This is a genomic window from Pseudomonas sp. MT92 (assembly GCF_058792515.1).
In genome coordinates this window covers 1-21,526 of sequence record NZ_JBXAFA010000010.1, presented here as the reverse complement: position 1 = coordinate 21,526, position 21,526 = coordinate 1, and the positions used below count along the sequence as shown (strand labels likewise).

Genomic DNA, 21,526 nt, shown 5'->3' with positions numbered 1-21,526 from the left:
TTGAACCCAATCGCCAGCAGGCTGGCTCCCACACGGAAATGCATTCCAAATAGGGGAGCTGGCTTGCCAGCGATGACGACAGAACCAACAACACAGAATTCGGATAAGAACAGCATGCGCACACTGACGATTGAACCGCTGACCAAAGAAGCCTTCGCCCCTTTCGGTGACGTGATCGAAACCGACGGCAGCGATCACTTCATGATCAACAACGGTTCGACCATGCGCTTCCACAAACTGGCGACGGTGGAAACCGCCACGCCAGAGGACAAGGCGATCATCAGCATCTTCCGCGCCGACGCGCAGGACATGCCGCTGACCGTCAGCATGCTGGAGCGTCATCCGCTGGGCAGCCAGGCGTTCATTCCGCTGCTCGGCAACCCCTTTCTGATCGTGGTCGCGCCACTTGGCGATGTACCTGTATCAGGCTTGGTCCGCGCCTTCGTCACCAACGGCAGGCAGGGCATTAATTACCATCGCGGCGTCTGGCACCACCCGGTGCTGACGATCGAAAAGCGGGATGACTTCCTGGTGGTTGATCGCAGTGGCACAGGCAATAACTGCGATGAGCATTTTTTCAAAGAGGATGAGCGTTTGATCCTCGCCCCCCACCAATAAGAGAAGGTCTGATCACTCGACAACAGAGTGACAGGCGAGAGGTAAAGACTGTGGAAGCACATCTGTTGGAATGGCTGAACCTGAGCGTGCGCTGGGTTCATATGATTACTGGTGTGGCCTGGATCGGCGCATCGTTCTACTTCGTCTGGCTGGAAAACAACCTCAATCGGGTCAACCCGAAAAGTGGTCTGGCCGGTGATTTGTGGGCGATCCACGGCGGCGGTATCTACCACCTGGAAAAATACAAACTGGCCCCACCGACCATGCCGGACAACCTGCACTGGTTCAAATGGGAAGCCTACTTCACCTGGATGTCGGGGATCGCGCTGCTGTGCGTGGTGTTCTACTCCAACCCGACGCTCTACCTGCTGGCTCCCGGCAGCACCCTGAGCGGCCCTGAAGGCGTGGCCATCGGTATCGGCTCGCTGTTCATCGGCTGGTTCGTCTACTCCTTCCTGTGCGACTCGGCCCTGGGCAAACGCCCTGCCCTGCTCGGCTTCATCCTGTTCGTACTGATCATTGGCGCCGCTTACGGCTTCAGCAAGGTGTTCAGCGGTCGTGGTGCGTACCTGCACATCGGCGCGATCATCGGCACCATCATGGTCGGTAACGTGTTCCGCATCATCATGCCGGCGCAGCGGGCACTGGTGGCGGCGATTGCCGAGAACCGCACGCCTGATCCGGCGCTGCCCGCCAAAGGCTTGCTGCGTTCGCGTCACAACAACTACTTCACCTTGCCGGTGCTGTTCATCATGATCAGCAACCACTTCCCGAGCACCTACGGCAGCCAATACAACTGGCTGATCCTGGCCGGGATCGCGGTGCTGGCGGTGTTGGTGCGTCATTACTTCAACACCCGTCACGACAGCCACAAGTTTGCCTGGACCTTGCCTGTGGCAGCGGTCGGCATGATCAGCCTGGCCTACGTCACCGGCCCTGCGCCGATGACCAGCCCGGACGTGGCCAAGGCGCCTGCGAAGATCGAATATCAGCCGCTGCCGGAAACAGCATTGGGTGGTGGTTTGAAACCCGCTGAAGCCAAACCTGCAGAAGCACCGGCCGCCGCACCGGCGCAAGCGTCGAATGCGGGTCCTGGCTTCAACAAGGTGCACAGCGTGATTCAGGAACGTTGCGCGGTTTGCCACTCGGCCAAACCGACCAGCCCGCTGTTCAGCGCGGCCCCGGCCGGTGTGATGTTCGACACCCCTGAGCAGATCCGCCAGAACGCTGCGCGTATCCAGGCTCAAGCCGTCGCCAGCCAGATCATGCCCCTGGGCAACATCACCAAGATGACCCAGCAGGAACGTGACCTGATCGGCGCCTGGATCGTTCAGGGAGCACAGACCAACTAATCGTTAAAAGCATCGCTGGCAAGCCAGCTCCCACAGGGTTTTGCACTGCCTGTGTGGGAGCTGGCTTGCCAGCGATTGGCCGCAACGCGGTTTACCTGATGCAAAGAAACAGCTGTGAGCAACCCGGCAGCCGTTCAATCACAAGAATAAAAAAGATCCGAGGTGTTGCATGTCCGAGCTCTCCAAAGCGCGCATCCCCGACGCACCCGCCATTCAGCGTTTGCCCCTTTTGCAACTGATCCTGGTCGGTCTGCAACATGTTCTGCTGATGTACGGCGGCGCCATCGCGGTGCCGCTGATCATCGGACAGGCCGCTGGTCTGAGTCGTGAAGAAATCGCCTTTCTGATTAACGCCGACCTGCTGGTGGCCGGCATTGCCACCATCGTTCAGTCGCTCGGCATCGGTCCCGTGGGCATTCGCATGCCCGTGATGATGGGCGCCAGTTTCGCCGCCGTCGGCAGCATGGTCGCCATGGCCGGCATGCCCGGTATCGGCTTGCAAGGGATCTTCGGCGCGACCATCGCCGCCGGGTTCTTCGGCATGATCATCGCCCCGTTCATGTCCAAGGTCGTACGCTTCTTTCCGCCGCTGGTGACCGGTACGGTCATCACCTCGATCGGTTTGTCGCTGTTCCCCGTGGCCGTGAACTGGGCCGGAGGCGGTGCTGCGGCCAGCCAGTTCGGCTCGCCGATTTACCTGATCATCGCCGCGCTGGTGCTGGGCACCATTTTGCTGGTACATCGCTTCATGCGCGGTTTCTGGGTCAACATTTCCGTGCTGATCGGCATGTGCCTGGGCTACATACTCTGCGGCCTGCTCGGCATGGTCGACCTCAGTGGCATGGCCCAGGCCCCGTGGCTGCAATTCGTCACCCCGCTGCATTTCGGTATGCCGAAATTCGAACTCGCGCCGATCCTGTCGATGTGTCTGGTGGTGGTGATCATCTTCGTCGAGTCCACCGGGATGTTCCTGGCCCTGGGCAAGATCACCGGCCAGGAAGTCTGCCCACGCATGCTGCGTCGCGGCTTGCTGTGCGATGCCGGTGCTTCGTTTGTCGCCGGTTTCTTCAACACCTTCACCCACTCCTCCTTCGCCCAGAACATCGGCCTGGTGCAGATGACCGGCGTGCGTTGCCGCTCGGTGACCATCGTGGCCGGCGGCCTGCTGATCGTCCTCAGCCTGTTGCCCAAAGCCGCGTTCCTGGTGGCGTCGATTCCGCCAGCGGTGCTCGGCGGTGCCGCCATTGCGATGTTCGGCATGGTCGCCGCCACCGGGATCAAGATTCTTCAGGAAGCCGATATCGCTGACCGTCGCAACCAGCTGCTGGTAGCGGTCAGCATCGGTATGGGCCTGATCCCGGTGGTACGTCCTGAGTTCTTTGCCCACCTGCCGGTGTGGATGAGCCCGATCACCCACAGCGGTATCGCCATGGCCACGCTCAGCGCGCTGACCTTGAACCTGCTGTTCAACATCCTCGGCGGCGCCGAACGCGCGGCCATCAACGACTGCCACGCCCACTGACAGGTAACCACCCCCCCCTGTAGGAGCGAGCCCGCTCGCGATGGTCATCAACGATAACGCGTGCATCCAGGATGAGCGCGGTGTCCTTGAGGTTTTCGCGAGCAGGCTCGCTCCTACAGGGCAGGGGTTGCCTGCGCCTGAAAAATAAAAACAAGAAGGAGCAACAGATGATTCGTACCCAGAAAACCATGATGTTGGGCGGTGGCCTTCTGGCCGCCAGCCAGGCCATGGCCGGCGATTTACTGCTGTGGCAAACCAACAGCCTGAGCTATCTGTACGGCAAGGATTTCGCGGTCAACCCGCCGATTCAGCAGACGGTGACCTTCGAGCACGCCGATCGCTGGAAGTACGGCGACAACTTCCTGTTCATCGACAGCACCTACTACAACGGCGAAAAAGACCGAAACAAGGGCGTTCACGCCTACTACGGCGAGTTCAGCCCGCGCCTCTCGTTCGGCAAAATCCTCGACCGCCGCTTCGAACTCGGCCCGATCAAGGACGTATTGCTCGCCATGACCTACGAGAATGGCGAAGACGATACCGAAGCTTATTTGATCGGCCCCGGTTTCGATCTCAAGGTGCCCGGCTTCAACTATGTGACCCTGAACTTCTATCGCCGCCACACCGAAGGTTCACGGCCCGGCGATGGGGTCTGGCAAATCACACCAGGCTGGTCCTATACCCTTCCATTGGGCAATTCGAGCCTGTTGATCGACGGCTACATCGACTGGGTCGTGGACAACGACCAGAACTCACATGGCACCTACCACGCCAACCTGCACTTCAACCCGCAGATCAAATACGACCTGGGCAAAGCCTTGGGTTGGCGCGAAAAACAGGTGTATGTCGGCGCCGAGTACAGTTATTGGAAAGACAAATACGGCATCGAGAACAGCTCCAGACTCGACACCCATGAAAACACCACCAGCCTGCTGGTGAAGGTGCATTTCTAAGATGGCCCGCAATCGTGCCCCAGACCTGCCGTCGGTGCGCTGTTGCGGGGCACTTGAGACCTGGCCGAGGAGTCAGTATTCTCCGCGGCCGCCTGAATCCGCTTTAAAAAAAAGCCCGGATTTAATTCCTGACCAGAAAGCCAACTTATCCCGGCTCTGGACGGTACCAAGGCATCCCCAATCCCCTCTCAATCGACTGTTCCTGAGCAGCCGAGCGGGAGTTTTTTTGCTTTTCGAATGCCTTGGCGCAGCTTTTGCTAACAGCACTAAAGCTGACCGATTGGATGATTTTTATCGCTACAGAAAAAGGCGCCACACCAGAGCGTCGACCTTAAAAAAATAACGTGGAACCACTGACATTTTTGGGAGCAACCGAATGAAACGTACGTGCACTAGCCTGATGCTGGCCGGATCGATGCTGGCAGGGGGCCAGGCCATGGCCGGCGATTTGCTGCAATGGCAGAACAACAGCCTGACCTATCTGTATGGCAAGGACTTCCAGGTCAACCCGCGCATTCAGCAGACAGTGACCTTCGAACACGCCGATGGCTGGAAATACGGCGACAACTTCATGTTCGTCGACAAGATTTTCTACAACGGCAAGGACGACAGTTATGCCGGCTCGAACACCTACTACGGTGAAATCAGCCCGCGGCTGTCGTTCGGCAAAATCTTCGATCAGAAACTCGAGTTGGGTCCGATCAAAGACGTGTTGCTCGCCATGACTTACGAGTTCGGTGAAAACGATACCGAGTCCTACCTGATCGGTCCCGGTTTCGACCTGGCCATCCCCGGTTTCGACTACTTCCAGTTGAACTTCTACAACCGCCACACCGAAGGCAGCCGTGCGGGCGACAACGTCTGGCAGATCACGCCCGTCTGGTCCTACACCATTGGGGTGGGCGACTCGGACGTACTGATCGACGGCTACATGGACTGGGTGGTCGATAACGACAAGAACGCCAAAGGCACCTACCACGCCAACCTGCACTTCAATCCGCAGATCAAATACGACCTGGGCAAAGCGCTGAATTTCGGCGCGAAGCAGTTGTATGTGGGGGTTGAGTACGATTATTGGAAAGACAAGTACGGCATTGAAGACAGCCAGTACTTCAAGACCGACCAGAGCGTGACCAGCTTCCTGGTGAAGTTCCACTTCTGATCCTATAGAAGCGAGCCTGCTCGCGATGGATCAGAGAGCGCCACGGGGTGTCAGGCTCCCAGCGTCATCGTTAACGTCCATCGCGAGCAGGCTCGCTCCTACAACCCGAGAAACCGGCGCAGCTCTTCCTTCTTGGCCAATGCGTCCCGCCGCCCCAAATCAATCAGCTCGCTGCAATACCCCGCCTCGAACAGCAGATAACTCAGGACCCCCGCCCCACTGGTCTTTGTCGCACCCGGCCCGCGCAGGAACAGGCGCAACGCCGCAGGCAATTCCTGGCGATGGCGCGCGGCAATCTCGTCGATGGGCTGGCTGGGAGAAATCACCAGCACCTCCACCGGCGCCACGCCCAGCGCCCGGGTTGGCGCACCGTCGGGCAACAAATGACTGAACTGATTCAATCGCTGCAGCAGTTCGATGTCGCTTTCCAGGCTGTCAATGAACGTACTGTTGAGCATGTGCCCGCCGATCTGCGCCAGGGTTGGCTGTTGACCGGTGTAGGCACGTTGCAGCGGCTGCTCGGGGTCGACCCCGCGCGGGTTGCCGCTGACGCCCACCACCAGTACTCGACTGGCGCCCAGGTGCAGCGCCGGACTGATGGGGGCCGATTGGCGCACCGCACCATCGCCGAAATACTCCTCGCCGATTTTCACCGGGGCGAACAGAAGAGGAATGGCCGAACTGGCCAACAAATGATCAACGGACAACCGGGTGGGAATGCCGATCCGCCGATGGCGCAGCCAGGAGTCGATGGTGCCGCCCCCTTGATAGAAGGTCACAGCCTGGCCTGACTCATATCCGAAGGCGGTGACGGCCACCGCATGCAACTGCTTTTGCGCGATGGCTTCGGCAATGCCGTCCATCTGCAATCTGTCGTGGAGCAGCCTGCGCAACGGCGAGCTATTAACCAGGGCCACCGGGACCCGGGCGCCAAGCCCCAGCAAGCTGTGACTGACGAAGCGGCTGGCCTGGTGGATCACCCCCGGCCAGTCACTGCGCAGCACCAGATGGCTGCGAAAGCCTTGCCAGAACGCCGTCAGGCGTTCGATGGCCGCGCGAAAATCCGTCGCGCCGCTGGCCAGGCTGACCGCGTTGATCGCCCCGGCGGAAGTGCCGACGATCACCGGAAACGGATTGTCCGCGCCCAACGGCAACAACTCGGCAATCGCCGCCAGGACGCCGACCTGATAGGCCGCCCGCGCCCCACCGCCGGAAAGAATCAACCCTGTAACCGGTTCCCTTGGACTCATGCACAACGCTCCATGGTGCTTTATGGGATGTCACTGCAGAAGCGGCCTGCTCGCCGAGGTCATCAACGATAACGCCGGGGGGCTGACACCCCACGGCGCTCTCAGGCTTTTCGCGAGCAGGCTCGCTCCTACAGGAGATCGTGCTTCAACCGCGTTTGGCGTACAGCTTGGGCTCGCCGGGTGGACGGCTCTTGAAGCGGCGATGGGCCCAGAGGTATTGCTCCGGGCGTTCGCGCAAGACACCTTCGATCCACTGGTTGATTCGCAGGCAATCGGCCTCTTCGGTTTCACCGGGAAAGCCTTCGAGCGGCGCGTGAATCACCAGGCGATATCCGCTGCCGTCCGCCAGGCGCTCCTGGGTGAACGGCACCACCAATGCCTTGCCCAGCCGTGCGAACTTGCTGGTGGCGGTGACAGTGGCCGCCTGGATACCAAACAATGGCACGAAGATACTTTGCTTGGCGCCGTAGTCTTGATCCGGCGCATACCAGATGGCCCGGCCTGCCCGCAGCAACTTGAGCATGCCGCGCACGTCCTCACGCTCAACCGCCAGCGAATCAAGGTTATGCCGTTCACGGCCACGGCGCTGGATGAAGTCGAACAACGGGTTTTTGTGTTCGCGGTACATGCCGTCGATGGTGTGTTGCTGGCCCAGCAAAGCGGCGCCGATTTCCAGCGTGGTGAAATGCAGCGCCATCAGGATCACGCCCTTGCCGTCGCGCTGGACCTGCTTCAAATGCTCCAGCCCTTCGACATGGGCCAGCTTCGCCAGACGCTTGCGTGACCACCACCAGCTCATGGCCATTTCGAAAAAGGCGATGCCGGTGGAGGCAAAATTTTCCTTGAGCAGGCGTTTGCGCTCGGCAGCGCTCTTTTCAGGGAAACACAGCTCAAGATTGCGCTTGGCGATGCGCCGTCGGTCGCCGGCCACCCGATACATGAGCGCGCCCAGCACACGACCGATCCACAACAATGCCGGATACGGCAACTGCACAATCAGCCACAACAGCCCCAGGCCGCACCACAGCGGCCAGAAGCGCGGAGAAAGAAAGGTTGTTCGAAAACGCGGGCGATCCATTAAAGGTTCCGAAAAGACGATGGCCGCGCATTCTACATCGTTCGACCCGGCTTGCGGCCTGCGGGCGTTCTCGTTATAAGTCTCGGCACTTTTAGTGACAAGTCGTTGTATGCCGACCATGAGCCAAACCGAACCGCTAGACCAAGATCCCGTGTTCCAGCTGAAGGGCAGCATGCTCGCCATTACGGTGCTGGAACTGGCCCGTAACGACCTCGAAAGCCTTGACCGGCAACTGGCTGCCAAGGTCGCCCAGGCGCCGAACTTCTTCAGCAACGCGCCGTTGGTACTGGCCCTGGACAAACTGCCGGCCAACGAAGGCTCCGTCGACTTGCCGGGGCTGATGCGCGTCTGCCGCCAGCATGGTCTGCGCACCCTGGCGATCCGCGCCAACCGCATCGAAGACATTGCGGCCGCCATTGCCGTCGATCTGCCCGTGTTGCCGCCCTCCGGCGCCCGTGAGCGACCGCTGGACCTGAACGAAGGCGCGGTGGTGAAAAAACCGGAAAAACCACCGGAGCCGACCATCAAGCCGACGAAAATCATCACCTCGCCAGTGCGCGGTGGTCAGCAGATCTATGCTCAGGGCAGTGACCTGGTGGTGATCTCGTCGGTCAGCCCCGGCGCGGAACTTCTCGCCGATGGCAACATCCATGTATACGGCCCCATGCGTGGCCGTGTGTTGGCCGGGGTCAAAGGCGACACGAAAGCCAGGATTTTCTGTCAGCAAATGAGCGCTGAACTGGTCTCCATCGCCGGTCATTACAAGGTTTCCGAGGACTTGCGTCGCGACCCTCTATGGGGTTCGGGCGTACAGGTCAGCCTGTCGGGCGACGTGTTGAACATCATTCGGCTTTAACGGATACTGCCGCATTTTCCAAGCATCTCTAAAACGTAGCGAAAACGGCTCAAACGAAGTAGGAAAAAGGTCGAAAGCAGTGTTTACCGGAGGTAAACGCCGCCAGGGACCGGGTTCCAGCCAAGGCTGTCCGACTGCAGTAGTTTTCAAGAGATGTTTTTCAGGGGCTAAAAGTCCTTTTTCCTTAGGGGTGAAACACCTTGGCCAAGATTCTCGTGGTTACATCCGGCAAGGGTGGTGTGGGTAAGACCACCACCAGCGCCGCTATCGGTACAGGCCTCGCTTTGCGCGGTCACAAAACAGTTATCGTCGACTTCGACGTCGGCCTGCGTAACCTCGACTTGATCATGGGTTGCGAGCGCCGCGTGGTGTATGACTTCGTCAACGTCGTCAACGGCGAAGCCAACCTGCAACAGGCCCTGATCAAAGACAAGCGCCTGGAAAACCTCTACGTCCTGGCCGCCAGCCAGACCCGCGATAAAGACGCGCTGACCGTTGAAGGCGTGGAAAAAGTCCTGATGGAGCTCAAGGAACAGTTTGAGTTCGTCGTCTGCGACTCCCCGGCCGGCATCGAAAAAGGCGCCCACCTGGCCATGTACTTCGCTGACGAAGCGATTGTCGTGACCAACCCGGAAGTGTCCTCGGTTCGTGACTCCGACCGCATGCTCGGCCTGCTGGCCAGCAAGTCCCGTCGTGCCGAACAAGGTCAGGATCCGATCAAGGAACACCTGCTGATTACCCGTTACAACCCGGAGCGTGTGAGCAAAGGCGAAATGCTCGGCGTGGAAGACGTCAAGGAAATCCTCTCGGTGACCCTGCTCGGCGTGATCCCGGAATCCCAGGCGGTGCTCAAGGCATCCAACCAGGGCGTGCCGGTGATTCTCGACGACCAGAGCGATGCCGGCCAGGCCTACAGCGATACCGTTGATCGCCTGCTGGGCAAGTCCGTGAATCATCGATTCCTCGATGTACAGAAGAAGGGATTCTTCGAGCGCCTGTTTGGAGGCAACTAAGCAATGAACCTTTTTGACTTCTTTCGTGCCAACAAAAAGCAAAGCACCGCGTCGGTAGCGAAAGAGCGTCTACAGATCATCGTGGCGCACGAACGCGGCCAACGCAGCACCCCGGACTACCTGCCGGCCTTGCAGAAGGAACTGGTCGAGGTTATCCGCAAGTACGTCAATATCGGGTCCGATGACGTGCACGTCGCACTGGAAAGCCAGGGCAGCTGCTCGATTCTGGAACTCAACATCACCCTGCCAGATCGCTGAGTCGATCCGGCAGGAGCCACGGCGGCTCGATCATTCGAAACGTCTTCCCTGTGGGAGCTGGCTTGCCAGCGATAGCATCAACGCGTTGTGACAGTCAGACCGCGTTGCCTGCATCGCCAGCAAGCCGGCTCCTACAGAGAGGAGCGTATGAATGATCGAGCCGCCGTTGGCGTTTGTAACGAGGCTGTTTTAATGCCGTTGTCCAATATCCACATCCTTCACCAGGACGCCGCCGTGCTGGTGGTGAACAAGCCGACCCTGTTGCTTTCCGTCCCCGGCCGGGCCGATGACAACAAGGACTGTCTGATCACCCGTCTGCAAGAAAATGGCTACCCGGAAGCGCGAATCGTCCACCGACTGGATTGGGAAACGTCCGGCATCATTCTGCTGGCCCGTGACCCGGACACGCATCGCGAGCTGTCCCGGCAGTTTCACGACCGCGAAACCGAAAAAGCCTACACCGCACTGTGCTGGGGTCAGCCGGAACTGGACAGCGGCAGCATAGATTTGCCGCTGCGCTACGACCCACCGACCAAGCCACGCCACGTGGTTGACCATGAATTCGGCAAACACGCCCTGACGTTCTGGCGTGTGCTGGAGCGTTGCGGCGACTGGTGCCGCGTCGAGCTGACACCCATCACCGGTCGCTCTCACCAACTGCGCGTGCACATGCTGTCCATCGGCCATCCGTTGCTGGGCGACGGGCTCTACGCCCACGAGCAGGCACTGGCCGCCTGGCCGCGACTGTGCCTGCATGCGAGCATGCTCAGCTTCACCCATCCCCAAACCGGTGAACGCCTGCGTTTCGAGTGCCCGGCACCGTTCTGAACCACGGGCGCAAAACCTGTGGGAGCACGCTCGCTACCACAGGGATCTCGTCCAGATTCAATTTCGGTGACCAGCCGCACCATCAGTGCGACGCCATTTACCAGGCCAATACGTTAAACTGGCGCCATTGCTGTCTGGAGTTAGTACATGCGCGAAGAGTTGAACCAAGGCCTGATCGACTTCCTCAAGGCCTCCCCCACCCCGTTCCACGCCACCGCCAGCCTTGTTCAGCGTCTGGAAGCGGCGGGCTATCAGCGCCTCGACGAGCGCGAGCCATGGAATACCGAGACCAATGGCCGCTACTACGTCACCCGTAACGACTCTTCGATCGTCGCGATCAAGATGGGCCGCCACTCGCCACTGCACGGCGGTATTCGCCTGGTGGGCGCCCACACGGACAGCCCGTGCCTGCGGGTCAAGCCGCAGCCGGAACTGCAGCGCCAGGGTTTCTGGCAGCTGGGTGTCGAAGTCTATGGCGGCGCACTGCTGGCCCCCTGGTTCGACCGTGACCTGTCCCTGGCTGGCCGCGTGACCTTCCGTCGCGACGGCAAGGTCGAGAGCCAGTTGATCGACTTCAAAGCACCGATTGCGATCATCCCGAACCTGGCCATTCACCTCAATCGTGAAGCCAACATGGGCTGGGCGATCAACGCTCAGACCGAGCTGCCGCCTGTGCTTGCGCAGTTTGCCGGTGACGAACGCGTGGACTTCCGCGCCGTGCTCACCGACCAGCTCGCCCGCGAACACGGTCTGAACGCCGACGTCGTGCTCGATTACGAGTTGAGTTTCTACGACACCCAAAGCGCCGCCGTCATCGGCCTGCACGGCGACTTCATCGCCGGCGCGCGCCTGGACAACCTGCTGTCGTGCTACGCCGGCCTGCAAGCGCTGCTCAACGCCGACACTGAAGAAACCTGCGTATTGGTCTGCAACGACCACGAAGAAGTCGGTTCCTGCTCGGCGTGCGGCGCCGATGGCCCGATGCTGGAGCAGACGCTGCGCCGCCTGCTGCCCGAAGGTGATGAATTCGTACGGACCATCCAGAAATCCCTGCTGGTCTCGGCGGACAACGCTCACGGCGTGCACCCGAACTACGCCGACAAGCATGACGCCAACCACGGCCCGAAACTCAACGCCGGCCCGGTGATCAAGGTCAACAGCAACCAGCGCTACGCCACCAACAGCGAAACCGCCGGGTTCTTCCGCCACCTGTGCATGGCCGAAGAAGTGCCGGTGCAAAGCTTCGTGGTGCGCAGCGACATGGGCTGCGGCTCGACCATCGGCCCGATCACCGCCAGCCACCTGGGGGTACGCACCGTGGACATCGGCCTGCCGACCTTCGCCATGCACTCGATTCGCGAACTGTGCGGCAGCCATGACCTGGCACACCTGGTCAAAGTGTTGAGCGCTTTCTACGCCAGCCGCGAACTGCCGTAACCCCTGGAAAACGTCGCGGGCAAGCCCGCTCCCACAGGATTCGCATTCACCTGTGGGAGCGGGCTTGCCCGCGATGACGCCAGCTCACTCAATGCAAAGTTCATGATTGCAGTGGTTCATTTCTGATACACATCATCCCGCCCCACCAAAAGCCACCTAAACTTTAACCATCGCTTTCGACAAGGCAGTCGCCATGATCTCACTCTCCTCGTTTCACGCCATGCTGATCCCGATTCTGACCGGGATGATTCTGCTGGCCGTCGGCTTCAATTTTCGCGACAAGAATCTCGGCGTGTTCGCCATGTGGATCGGTATGCTCACCATCCTCGCCACCGTGGTGTTCAAGATCCTCGCCAAACTCAACGAATAAATCCTCCCCTCGACTCGCATTGGTTTTCGCAGGCTCGTACACTCGATCGACCCGCTCACCCCGAGGTTGACCGCCTAGTGTTCGCTCGCCTGCTCGCCCTACCGTGCCTGTTCCTGCTCTGCCTCATGACGCTGCTGCCGATGGCGCCTGCCCAGGCGGTCGGTCTGCCAAGCCTGCTCAGCCCGGCAAAAACCCAGCCCGAGGCACAGGAACCCTTGGGGCAATCCCTGGACGAAGTGATCAAATCACTGGAGAACGATCAGCAGCGAGCCCAGCTACTGGCGGATCTGAAGAAGCTGCGCGACGCCACGAAAAAGGCCCAACCCATCACCGAAGAGGGCGTGCTGGGCCTGATTGGCGGGACCCTGGCCAGTCTCGGAAAACAGTTTTCCGAAGCCGACAGCCCGATCACCCGTTGGTCCAACGAGTTCGACCTGGCCACCAACGAACTGATGGCACTGGCGCTACCGGCCAGTGAATGGCTACCCATCGCCTTCGCCTTCGCCATGATCCTGATGGTCTGGAGCCTGCTGGCGGCAGCGCTGATCTGGATCAGCCATCGGGTGCGCATGCGCTTCGGCCTCACCGAAGAACTGCCGCAACACCCCAAGGCCCTGGACATGCTGCGTTTCGCGTTGCGAAAACTCGGCCCCTGGCTGATTGCCTTGGTCATCACGGTGTACATGAGCTACGCGCTACCCTCGTCGTTGGGCAAAAGCCTGGCCATGGTGCTGGCCTATGCGCTGGTAGTCGGCACCTGTTTTTCCGCGATCTGCGTGATCGCCTTTTCCTTGCTCGAAGGTCCGCACCGCCACCGCGCCTTGTACATCCTTCGGCATCAGGCCTTCCGGCCGTTGTGGCTGATCGGCAGCTTCGCCGCGTTCGGTGAAGCGCTGAACGACCCACGCCTGATTGACAGCCTTGGCAGACATTTGGCGCACACCGCCGCGACGGCGGCCAACGTATTGGCTGCGCTGTCCACCGGTTTGTTCATCTTGCGATTCCGTCGGCCGATTGCCCACTTGATCCGCAATCAGCCGCTGTCCCGGCGCCTGACCCGCCGCGCCCTTAGCGATACCATCGAAATTCTTGGCACCTTCTGGTACGTGCCGGCACTGGTGCTGGTAGGGATTTCCCTGTTCGCCACCTTTGTCTCGGCCGGAGACACCAGCACCGCACTGCGTCAGTCGCTGATCTGCACCGTGCTGCTGGTGCTGTGCATGGTGATCAACGGTCTGGTGCGCCGCCATGCCCTCAAGCCGCAACGCGGCGTGAAGCGCCACGCACTGTACTCGGAACGCCTGAACAGCTTTTTCTATACCCTCGCCCACCTGCTGGTGTGGCTGGCGTTCATAGAACTCGGCCTGCGGGTCTGGGGCATGTCGCTGATCCGCTTCACCGAAGGCGAAGGCCATGAGGTCAGCGTCAAACTGTTCAGCCTCGGTGGCACGCTGATCTTTGCCTGGCTGATCTGGATTCTCAGCGATACCGCCGTGCATCACGCCCTCACCCGCTCGCGCAAAGGCCTGGCCAACGCCCGTGCGCAGACGATGATGCCGCTGATTCGAAACGTGCTGTTCGTGGCAATCTTCATCATCGCGCTGATCGTCGCCCTGGCGAACATGGGCATGAATGTCACGCCGCTGCTGGCCGGTGCCGGCGTGATCGGCCTGGCGATCGGTTTCGGTGCCCAGTCGCTGGTGGCCGACCTGATCACCGGGCTGTTCATCATCATTGAAGACTCCCTGGCCATCGATGACTACGTCGACGTCGGCGGCCACATGGGGACCGTCGAAGGCCTGACCATTCGTACCGTGCGCCTGCGGGATATCGACGGCATCGTCCACACCATTCCGTTCAGCGAAATCAAAAGCATCAAAAACTATTCACGGGAATTCGGCTACGCGATCTTCCGGGTCGCGGTGCCTGCGAGCATGGATATCGACAACGCGATCAAACTGATGCGCGAGGTCGGCCAGAAAATGCGCACCGATCCGCTGCAACGGCGCGACATCTGGTCGCCGCTGGAGATTCAGGGTGTGGAAAGCTTCGAGTCCGGCAACGCGATTCTGCGCGCCCGCTTCAAGACCGCGCCGATCAAACAATGGGAAGTGTCCCGGGCGTTCAACCTGTTGCTGAAACGGCATCTGGATGAAGCCGGAATGGATCTGGCCACCCCGCGGATGAGCGTGCAGGTCATCACGGCCGGCGGTGGACCGCAAAAGGAATGAACGCGGCCGGTCGAGGACTTGTCGCTTTAACCTTGCAGCTCGAGGCCACCCTCAGACCACATCCACCCCGACATGAATCGCATCATGTCGCCAGAACTCCAGGTCGCAGTCGATCAAGCGTTCATGCTGATCATAATTGACCCGGGCGATGCGCAAGCCCGGGCTGCCCACCGAAACGCGCAAAGCCGCCGCCGCATCGGCCGACAACGCGGTCGGCACAATCTCGAAGCGCACCCGGCCATAGTGCAAATCGTATTGCCGCGCGTACAGCTCGGTGATCGACTGATTCAGATCGAACGCCAGAATCCCCGGAAAATACTGCGGGTTGAGGTAGTGCTCCACGTACAACACCAGCCGCCCATCAATACGCCGCGAGCGACAAATCTGAATCACGCTCGACAATGCCGGCAGTTGCAACCAGGCGCAGACCGCCGCTGATGCCGGCTGCAATCGCGCCGAAATCACCTCGGTAGACGGCACCCGTCCCTGGGCGCTGACCATCGCGTGAAAGTGACTGCGCTGCATCAGGTTGTAGGCCAGACGGGGCGGCGAGACGAACCAGCCCCGTCGCTCTTCGCGGTAGATCTGCCCCTGGGCTTCCAGTTGCAACAAGGCCTCACGCACGGTGATCCGCGTGGTGCCGAACAACTCACTGAGTTTTCGCTCGGCCGGCAATTTGCTGCCGGGAGCCAATAGCCCGTGGTCGAGCTGCTCCTGAAGCACCTGGCCAATGGCTGTCACCGCTTTTGTTGCCTCGTCGCGCATCAATGTTACCTATCTGGACTAGACCAGCACTGTTTCGGGGCGGAACCGCACGACAAATCGGTTCAATCAACGCCCTGCAAGCGTAGGCAGTGCAGATGACTGAGAGATGACAACCTACCGAACGGTCATCTCAAACGTGAACCAACGATCGATTGGAAACCTGCAATTCACCGGCCAAGTCCCCTGTGTAGCGGGCCTTTGCCCATGGTCTACGCTTACCGGGCACCCTCCAATACCGTGCGAATAAAAGACTTGCAGGGCGACGAACGACATCAAAGTGTCATCGAGCCCGCTTAAATTGGCTCAGGTATTGCTGACCTAGACCAAAACAATCGCAATCGCAGCGTTGAAAACGCCCATAGGAGCTTCGGAATGAAACAGCTTTTCCTGGCATCACTGTTAGGCTCGACCATTGCCATGTGCACCGCCGCCATGGCGGCTGATGATTTGAAAACCCTTGAAGCCGCTGCGAAAGCAGAAGGCGCAGTGAATAGCGTCGGCATGCCCGATGACTGGGCCAACTGGAAAGGCACCTGGGACGACCTGGCCAAGACTTATGGCCTCAAGCACATCGATACCGACATGAGCTCGGCGCAGGAAATCGCCAAGTTCGCCGCTGAAAAAGACAACGCCAGCGCCGACATCGGCGACGTCGGTGCCGCCTTCGGCCCGATCGCGGTCAAGCAAGGCGTGGTACAACCTTACAAACCGACGACCTGGGACCAGGTTCCGGCCTGGGCCAAGGACAAGGACGGCAACTGGGCACTGGCCTACACCGGTTCCATCGCCTTTATCGTCAACAAGAAGCTGCTGCACGGCTCCGATGTACCGACCAAGTGGTCCGACCTCAAGGATGGCAAATACAAGGTTTCCATTGGTGACGTGAGCACCGCTGCCCAGGCCGCCAACGGCGTACTGTCTGCGGCACTGGCCAATGGTGGTGACGAGAAAAACCTGCAACCTGCCCTGCTGATGTTTGCCGATATCGCCAAACAGGGTCGCCTGTCGATGGCTAACCCGACCATCGCGACCATGGAAAAAGGCGAAATCGAAGTCGGCGTGGTCTGGGACTTCAACGGCCTGAGCTACAAAGCGAAGATGGCCAATCCGGATGACTACGTGGTGCTGATCCCGTCCGATGGCTCGGTGATTTCCGGCTACACCACCATCATCAACAAATACGCCAAGAACCCGAACGCCGCCAAGCTGACCCGCGAATACATCTTCAGCGACGCCGGCCAAACCAACCTGGCGCGCGGCAACGCCCGTCCGATCCGTGCCGAACACGTGAAACTGCCGGAAGACGTGCAGGCCAAGCTGCTGCCTAACGAGCAGTATAAAAACGTCACGCCGATCAAGGACGCGGATGCGTGGGAGAAGGCTTCCAAGGCACTGCCGCAGAAGTGGAACGAAGAAGTCATTGTCGAAATGAAGTGATGCTGTAGCCCGCCAACCGACGGGCCAATGGAAATCCCTGTGGGAGCGAGCCTGCTCCCACAGTGGACCGAGTGAGTTCCGATATCCCGTTTCACGGAGTCATCGCCCCTATGAAGCACAACGTCATCCTTGTCGTGCTCGACGGCCTGAGCTACGAGGTTGCCCGGCATGCCATGGGGCACCTGCAGGCCTATGTCGGCGCAGGACGCGCAGCGCTCTACAAACTGGAGTGCGAGCTGCCGGCACTGTCCCGACCGCTCTACGAATGCATCCTGACCGGTGTCACGCCGATCGACAGCGGCATCGTTCACAACAACGTCTCGCGCCTGTCCAGCCAGCGCAGCATCTACCACTACGCCAGGGATGCCGGCCTGAAAACCGCTGCGGCGGCCTATCACTGGGTCAGCGAACTCTATAACCGTACCCCGTTCGTACCTGCCCGGGATCGTCATACCGATGATCCGGACCTGCCGATCCAGCACGGCCACTTCTACTGGAACGATCACTACCCCGACTCGCACCTGTTCGCCGACGCGGAAAACCTGCGCCTGCGCCACGCACCGAATTTTCTGTTGATCCACCCCATGAACATCGACGATGCCGGGCACAAGCACGGTCTCGACACCCCGCAATACCGCAACAGCGCCCGTTCGGCCGACATCATCATCGCCGACTACCTGCAAGGCTGGCTCGACGCCGGTTATCAGGTCCTGGTGACGGCGGACCACGGCATGAACAACGACCGTTCCCATAACGGCCTGTTGCCAGAAGAACGCGAAGTGCCGCTGTTCGTGCTTGGCGATGCCTTCAGCTTCAATGCCGACGCGGCGCCGAAACAGACGGACATTTGCGGCACGGTCTGCGAGCTGCTGGGCGTGCCCCATGACAAACCTGTGTGCCGGGAGTTGCTCAAGTGAACGCCATGACTCGCGGCAAATGGCTGGCAGCCTTGTGCCTGGTGCCCTTCGCACTGTTCTTTATCGTGTTCGAAATCGCCCCGCTGGCGTGGGTGATGATCAACAGCCTGGAATCGGAAGAGTCCGGATGGGGCCTGGCCAACTTCACCCGGATCTTCAGCTCGAAGTTTTACCTGCAGGCGATTCAGTACAGCCTCGAGATCAGTTTCTGGTCCAGCGTATTCGGCATCATCATCGCGGTCCTCGGCGCTTATTCGCTGCGCAGGGTCGATTCGAAACTGCGCAACTTCGTCAACGCCTTCGCCAACATGACCAGCAACTTCGCCGGCGTGCCATTGGCCTTCGCGTTCATCATCCTGCTGGGCTTCAACGGCAGCTTCACCATCATGCTCAAGCAGGCGGGAATCATTCAGGATTTCAACCTGTATTCCAAAACCGGGCTGATCATCCTCTACACCTACTTCCAGATTCCCCTTGGCGTGCTGCTGCTCTACCCCGCCTTCGATGCCCTGCGCGAAGACTGGCGTGAGTCCGCTGAGCTGCTCGGGGCGAACGGCTGGCAGTTCTGGCGCCACATCGGCTTGCCAGTGCTGACCCCGGCACTGCTCGGCACCTTCGTCATCCTGCTGGCCAACGCCCTCGGCGCCTATGCCACGGTGTACGCCCTGACCACCGGCAACTTCAACGTGTTGCCGATCCGTATCGCGGCGATGGTCTCGGGGGACATTTCCCTCGATCCGAACCTGGCCAGTGCCCTGGCCGTGGTGTTGGTGGCCTTGATGACCCTGGTGACCATCGTGCATCAGCTGCTGTTGAAGAGGAGCTACCATGTCTCGCGCTGAATTGGGCCCCGTCGGCATTTACCATCGGGTGGTGGTTTACCTGTTGTTTGCCATCCTGCTGCTGCCGCTGCTCGGCACGCTTGTCTATTCGATCGCCAGCAGTTGGTCGGCGACCATCTTGCCCAGCGGTTTCACCCTTAAATGGTATGTGCAGTTGTGGAGCGATCCACGTTTCCTGCACGCCTTCGGTCAGTCGCTGCTGGTCTGCGTCGGCGCACTGATCCTGTCGGTGGTGCTGATTCTGCCGCTGCTGTTCGTGGTGCATTACCACTTCCCGAAACTCGACGCGCTGATGAACATCCTGATCCTGCTGCCCTTCGCGGTGCCGCCGGTGGTGTCATCGGTCGGACTGCTGCAGCTCTACGGGTCCGGGCCGTTTGCGATGGTCGGCACGCCCTGGATTCTGATCGGTTGCTACTTCACCGTGGCGTTGCCGTTCATGTACCGGGCGATTACCAACAACCTGCAAGCGATCAACCTGCGCGACCTGATGGACGCCGCCCAACTGCTCGGCGCCAGCACCTTTCAAGCAGCGTTCCTGGTGGTGCTGCCAAACCTGCGCAAGGGCTTGATGGTGGCGTTGCTGCTGTCGTTCTCGTTCCTGTTCGGTGAGTTCGTGTTCGCCAACATCCTCGTCGGTACCCGCTACGAAACCCTGCAGGTGTACCTCAACAACATGCGTAACAGCAGCGGCCACTTCACCAGTGCGCTGGTGATCTCCTACTTCTTCTTCGTACTGGTTCTGACCTGGGCGGCCAATATCTTGAACAAGGACAAAAGCGAATGAGCTATGTCAGCGTCCAACACCTTCAGAAAAACTACGCGGGCACCACGGTGTTCAGCGACATCAACTGCGAAATCCAGAAAGGCGAGTTCGTCACCCTGCTCGGCCCCTCCGGTTGCGGCAAGTCGACCCTGTTACGCTGCATCGCTGGCCTGACGTCGGTAGATGGTGGCAAGATCCTGCTCGATGGTGTCGATATCGTGCCATTGAGCCCGCAAAAGCGTGGAATCGGCATGGTGTTCCAAAGCTACGCCCTGTTCCCCAACATGACCGTCGAGCAGAACGTTGCCTTCGGTCTGCGCATGCAAAAGGTCAACGCCGACGATAGCCAGAAACGCGTCGCCGAAGTGCTGAAACTGGTCGAGCTGAACGACTTTGCCTCGCGCTATCCGCATCAACTGTCGGGTGGCCAATGTCAGCGCGTGGCCCTCGCCCGCTCGCTGGTCACGCGACCACGCCTGTTGCTGCTGGATGAACCGCTGTCGGCCCTCGATGCGCGAATTCGCAAGCACTTGCGCGAACAGATCCGTCAGATCCAGCGTGAATTGGGCCTGACCACAATATTCGTCACACACGATCAGGAAGAAGCCCTGACCATGTCCGACCGGATTTTCCTGATGAATCAGGGAAAAATCGTACAGAGTGGCGACGCCGAAACCCTGTACACCGCACCGGTGGATGTATTCGCGGCCGGGTTCATCGGCAACTACAACCTGCTGGACGCCGATGCGGCCTCGAAGCTGCTGCAGCGGCCAATCAGCCATCGCATCGCGATTCGCCCGGAGGCCATCGAGCTTAGCCTCAATGGCGAGCTGGACGCACAGGTACGCAGCCACAGCTTGCTGGGCAACGTGATCCGCTACAGGATCGAAGCCCGGGGTGTGGAGTTGGTGGTGGATGTGCTCAACCGTTCGGCGTCCGATTTGCATCCCGATGGTCAGCGCCTGGCGCTTTCCATCGATCCGACGGCGCTGTGTGAGGTAGCTTGAAGGCAGCGACAAGCTTCAAGCTGCTAGTTTCAAGTTGTAGACTGAAGCCCACCCCCAAAATCCACTTCTTGCAGCTTGTAGCTTTAAGCTTGAGCTGTTCCCAGAGAGAACCCGATGGCCCTGGCAATTTTTGATCTGGACGAAACCCTGATCCACGGTGACTGCGCGACGCTGTGGAGTGAACAAATGGTCCGCCTCGGCTGGGTCGACGGTGAATCCTTCCTGCGTCGAGACAAGGAATTGATGGACGCCTACGGCCGCGGCCGCCTGGCGATGGAAGACTACATGGCCTTCAGCCTGGAACCGTTGATCGGCCGCACGCCGGAGGAGATCGAGCACCTGGTCGGTCCATGGGTCGAAGACGTCATCGAACCGATCATCTTCAGCGGCGCCACCCGGGTCATCGCCGAGCACCGCAAGCTCGGCGATCGCATCCTGGTGATTTCCGCCTCGGGCACCCACCTTGTGCGACCGATTGCCGAACGCCTGGGCATCGACGAAATACTCGCCATCGAACTGGATGTGGCGCACGGGGTTTACTCCGGCAAAACCGTGGGCACCCTGACCTACCGAGAAGGCAAGATCACCCGACTGCTGGAATGGCTGGATGCTGAGGAGGAAAATCTCGAAGGCGCGAGTTTCTATTCCGACTCACGCAACGATTTGCCGTTGTTGTTGAAGGTGGATTTTCCGCATGCGGTCAATCCCGATCCGGTGCTCCTTGAGCACGCCGAAAAAGCAGGCTGGCCGATCCATCTCTGGAAATGACAACGACTCCCCTGTGGGAGCGGGGGGGGGGGGGGGGGGGGGGGGGGGGGGGGGGGGGGGGGGGGGGGGGGGGGGGGGGGGGGGGGGGGGGGGGGG

Annotated in this window: 21 protein-coding genes; 18 read left to right on the top strand and 3 right to left on the bottom strand. The window is 60.1% G+C overall.

The genetic code is table 11. The annotated features are described in order from the left end of the window. Window positions 1–114: 114 nt before the first annotated feature. The 5 genes from AC1Q6D_RS18975 (at window position 115) to AC1Q6D_RS18955 (ending at window position 5,607) form a co-directional block, all read left to right on the top strand. Window positions 115–618, top strand: a complete 504-nt coding sequence (locus tag AC1Q6D_RS18975) for an ureidoglycolate lyase (protein ID WP_085716886.1) — start codon at window positions 115–117, stop codon at window positions 616–618. Window positions 619–668: 50 nt separating this feature from the next. Beyond that, window positions 669–1,970, top strand: coding sequence for a urate hydroxylase PuuD (locus AC1Q6D_RS18970; RefSeq protein WP_103402575.1), 1,302 nt, complete (start codon window positions 669–671; stop codon window positions 1,968–1,970). A 169-nt stretch (window positions 1,971–2,139) separates the two neighbouring features. Further along, a complete protein-coding gene (locus tag AC1Q6D_RS18965) occupies window positions 2,140–3,492 on the top strand; it encodes a nucleobase:cation symporter-2 family protein (RefSeq protein WP_103402574.1) in 1,353 nt (450 codons plus the stop codon). A 167-nt stretch (window positions 3,493–3,659) separates the two neighbouring features. Continuing rightward, window positions 3,660–4,445, top strand: a complete 786-nt coding sequence (locus tag AC1Q6D_RS18960; protein WP_103402573.1) for an outer membrane protein OmpK — start codon at window positions 3,660–3,662, stop codon at window positions 4,443–4,445. 376 nt (window positions 4,446–4,821) lie between these two features. After that, entirely contained in the window at window positions 4,822–5,607 is a 786-nt protein-coding gene (locus tag AC1Q6D_RS18955) for an outer membrane protein OmpK (protein WP_103402572.1), read from the top strand. A gap of 98 nt (window positions 5,608–5,705) precedes the next feature. On the opposite strand, the gene AC1Q6D_RS18950 is transcribed toward AC1Q6D_RS18955, so the two are convergent. Both AC1Q6D_RS18950 and AC1Q6D_RS18945 read right to left on the bottom strand, forming a co-directional pair. Continuing rightward, window positions 5,706–6,857, bottom strand: coding sequence for a patatin-like phospholipase family protein (locus tag AC1Q6D_RS18950; RefSeq protein ID WP_103402571.1), 1,152 nt, complete (start codon window positions 6,855–6,857; stop codon window positions 5,706–5,708). A gap of 145 nt (window positions 6,858–7,002) precedes the next feature. Further along, window positions 7,003–7,935 (bottom strand): lipid A biosynthesis lauroyl acyltransferase, encoded by a 933-nt coding sequence (locus AC1Q6D_RS18945; protein ID WP_103402570.1) that lies wholly within the window; start codon window positions 7,933–7,935, stop codon window positions 7,003–7,005. A 118-nt stretch (window positions 7,936–8,053) separates the two neighbouring features. Here AC1Q6D_RS18945 and minC point away from each other — a divergent pair, with 118 nt between their 5' ends. From minC to AC1Q6D_RS18910, 7 genes are all read left to right on the top strand, one after another. Then, on the top strand, window positions 8,054–8,791 hold the full coding sequence (gene minC, locus AC1Q6D_RS18940) for a septum site-determining protein MinC (RefSeq protein WP_103402738.1): 738 nt from the start codon (window positions 8,054–8,056) through the stop codon (window positions 8,789–8,791). 200 nt (window positions 8,792–8,991) lie between these two features. Further along, entirely contained in the window at window positions 8,992–9,804 is an 813-nt protein-coding gene (minD, locus tag AC1Q6D_RS18935) for a septum site-determining protein MinD (RefSeq protein WP_047531687.1), read from the top strand. A gap of 3 nt (window positions 9,805–9,807) precedes the next feature. Further along, on the top strand, window positions 9,808–10,062 hold the full coding sequence (gene minE, locus AC1Q6D_RS18930; protein WP_007974947.1) for a cell division topological specificity factor MinE: 255 nt from the start codon (window positions 9,808–9,810) through the stop codon (window positions 10,060–10,062). Between the two features lie 192 nt (window positions 10,063–10,254). Beyond that, window positions 10,255–10,890: an RluA family pseudouridine synthase gene (locus tag AC1Q6D_RS18925; RefSeq protein ID WP_047531695.1), complete on the top strand. Its 636-nt coding sequence runs from the start codon at window positions 10,255–10,257 to the stop codon at window positions 10,888–10,890. 147 nt (window positions 10,891–11,037) lie between these two features. Continuing rightward, window positions 11,038–12,327 (top strand): M18 family aminopeptidase, encoded by a 1,290-nt coding sequence (locus AC1Q6D_RS18920; RefSeq protein WP_047531698.1) that lies wholly within the window; start codon window positions 11,038–11,040, stop codon window positions 12,325–12,327. A gap of 193 nt (window positions 12,328–12,520) precedes the next feature. After that, on the top strand, window positions 12,521–12,697 hold the full coding sequence (locus tag AC1Q6D_RS18915) for a hypothetical protein (protein WP_167361786.1): 177 nt from the start codon (window positions 12,521–12,523) through the stop codon (window positions 12,695–12,697). A 77-nt stretch (window positions 12,698–12,774) separates the two neighbouring features. Next, a complete protein-coding gene (locus tag AC1Q6D_RS18910) occupies window positions 12,775–14,928 on the top strand; it encodes a mechanosensitive ion channel family protein (protein WP_103402569.1) in 2,154 nt (717 codons plus the stop codon). Between the two features lie 51 nt (window positions 14,929–14,979). Here the strand turns inward: AC1Q6D_RS18910 and AC1Q6D_RS18905 are convergent, their stop codons facing one another. After that, window positions 14,980–15,693 carry a UTRA domain-containing protein gene (locus AC1Q6D_RS18905; protein ID WP_103402568.1) on the bottom strand — a complete coding sequence of 238 codons (714 nt, stop codon included), beginning with the start codon at window positions 15,691–15,693 and terminating at the stop codon, window positions 14,980–14,982. 372 nt (window positions 15,694–16,065) lie between these two features. On the opposite strand from AC1Q6D_RS18905, the gene AC1Q6D_RS18900 reads away from it, so the two are divergent. The 6 genes from AC1Q6D_RS18900 to AC1Q6D_RS18875 all read left to right on the top strand — a co-directional run bounded on the left by AC1Q6D_RS18900 (window position 16,066) and on the right by AC1Q6D_RS18875 (window position 21,430). After that, complete coding sequence (locus AC1Q6D_RS18900; RefSeq protein ID WP_103402567.1) at window positions 16,066–17,130, top strand: ABC transporter substrate-binding protein; 1,065 nt, start codon at window positions 16,066–16,068, stop codon at window positions 17,128–17,130. A gap of 110 nt (window positions 17,131–17,240) precedes the next feature. Next, complete coding sequence (locus AC1Q6D_RS18895; protein WP_103402566.1) at window positions 17,241–18,047, top strand: alkaline phosphatase family protein; 807 nt, start codon at window positions 17,241–17,243, stop codon at window positions 18,045–18,047. 5 nt (window positions 18,048–18,052) lie between these two features. Beyond that, the gene (locus tag AC1Q6D_RS18890; RefSeq protein ID WP_161793951.1) at window positions 18,053–18,889 is read left to right on the top strand and encodes an ABC transporter permease; all 837 of its coding nucleotides are present in this window, start codon (window positions 18,053–18,055) and stop codon (window positions 18,887–18,889) included. Beyond that, window positions 18,876–19,676, top strand: coding sequence for an ABC transporter permease (locus AC1Q6D_RS18885; RefSeq protein ID WP_047531714.1), 801 nt, complete (start codon window positions 18,876–18,878; stop codon window positions 19,674–19,676). The genes AC1Q6D_RS18890 and AC1Q6D_RS18885 overlap by 14 nt, the downstream gene beginning before the upstream one ends. Beyond that, entirely contained in the window at window positions 19,673–20,662 is a 990-nt protein-coding gene (locus AC1Q6D_RS18880) for an ABC transporter ATP-binding protein (RefSeq protein ID WP_047531715.1), read from the top strand. The genes AC1Q6D_RS18885 and AC1Q6D_RS18880 overlap by 4 nt, the downstream gene beginning before the upstream one ends. 114 nt (window positions 20,663–20,776) lie before the next feature. Beyond that, window positions 20,777–21,430: an HAD family hydrolase gene (locus AC1Q6D_RS18875; protein ID WP_103402565.1), complete on the top strand. Its 654-nt coding sequence runs from the start codon at window positions 20,777–20,779 to the stop codon at window positions 21,428–21,430. Window positions 21,431–21,526: the final 96 nt, after the last annotated feature.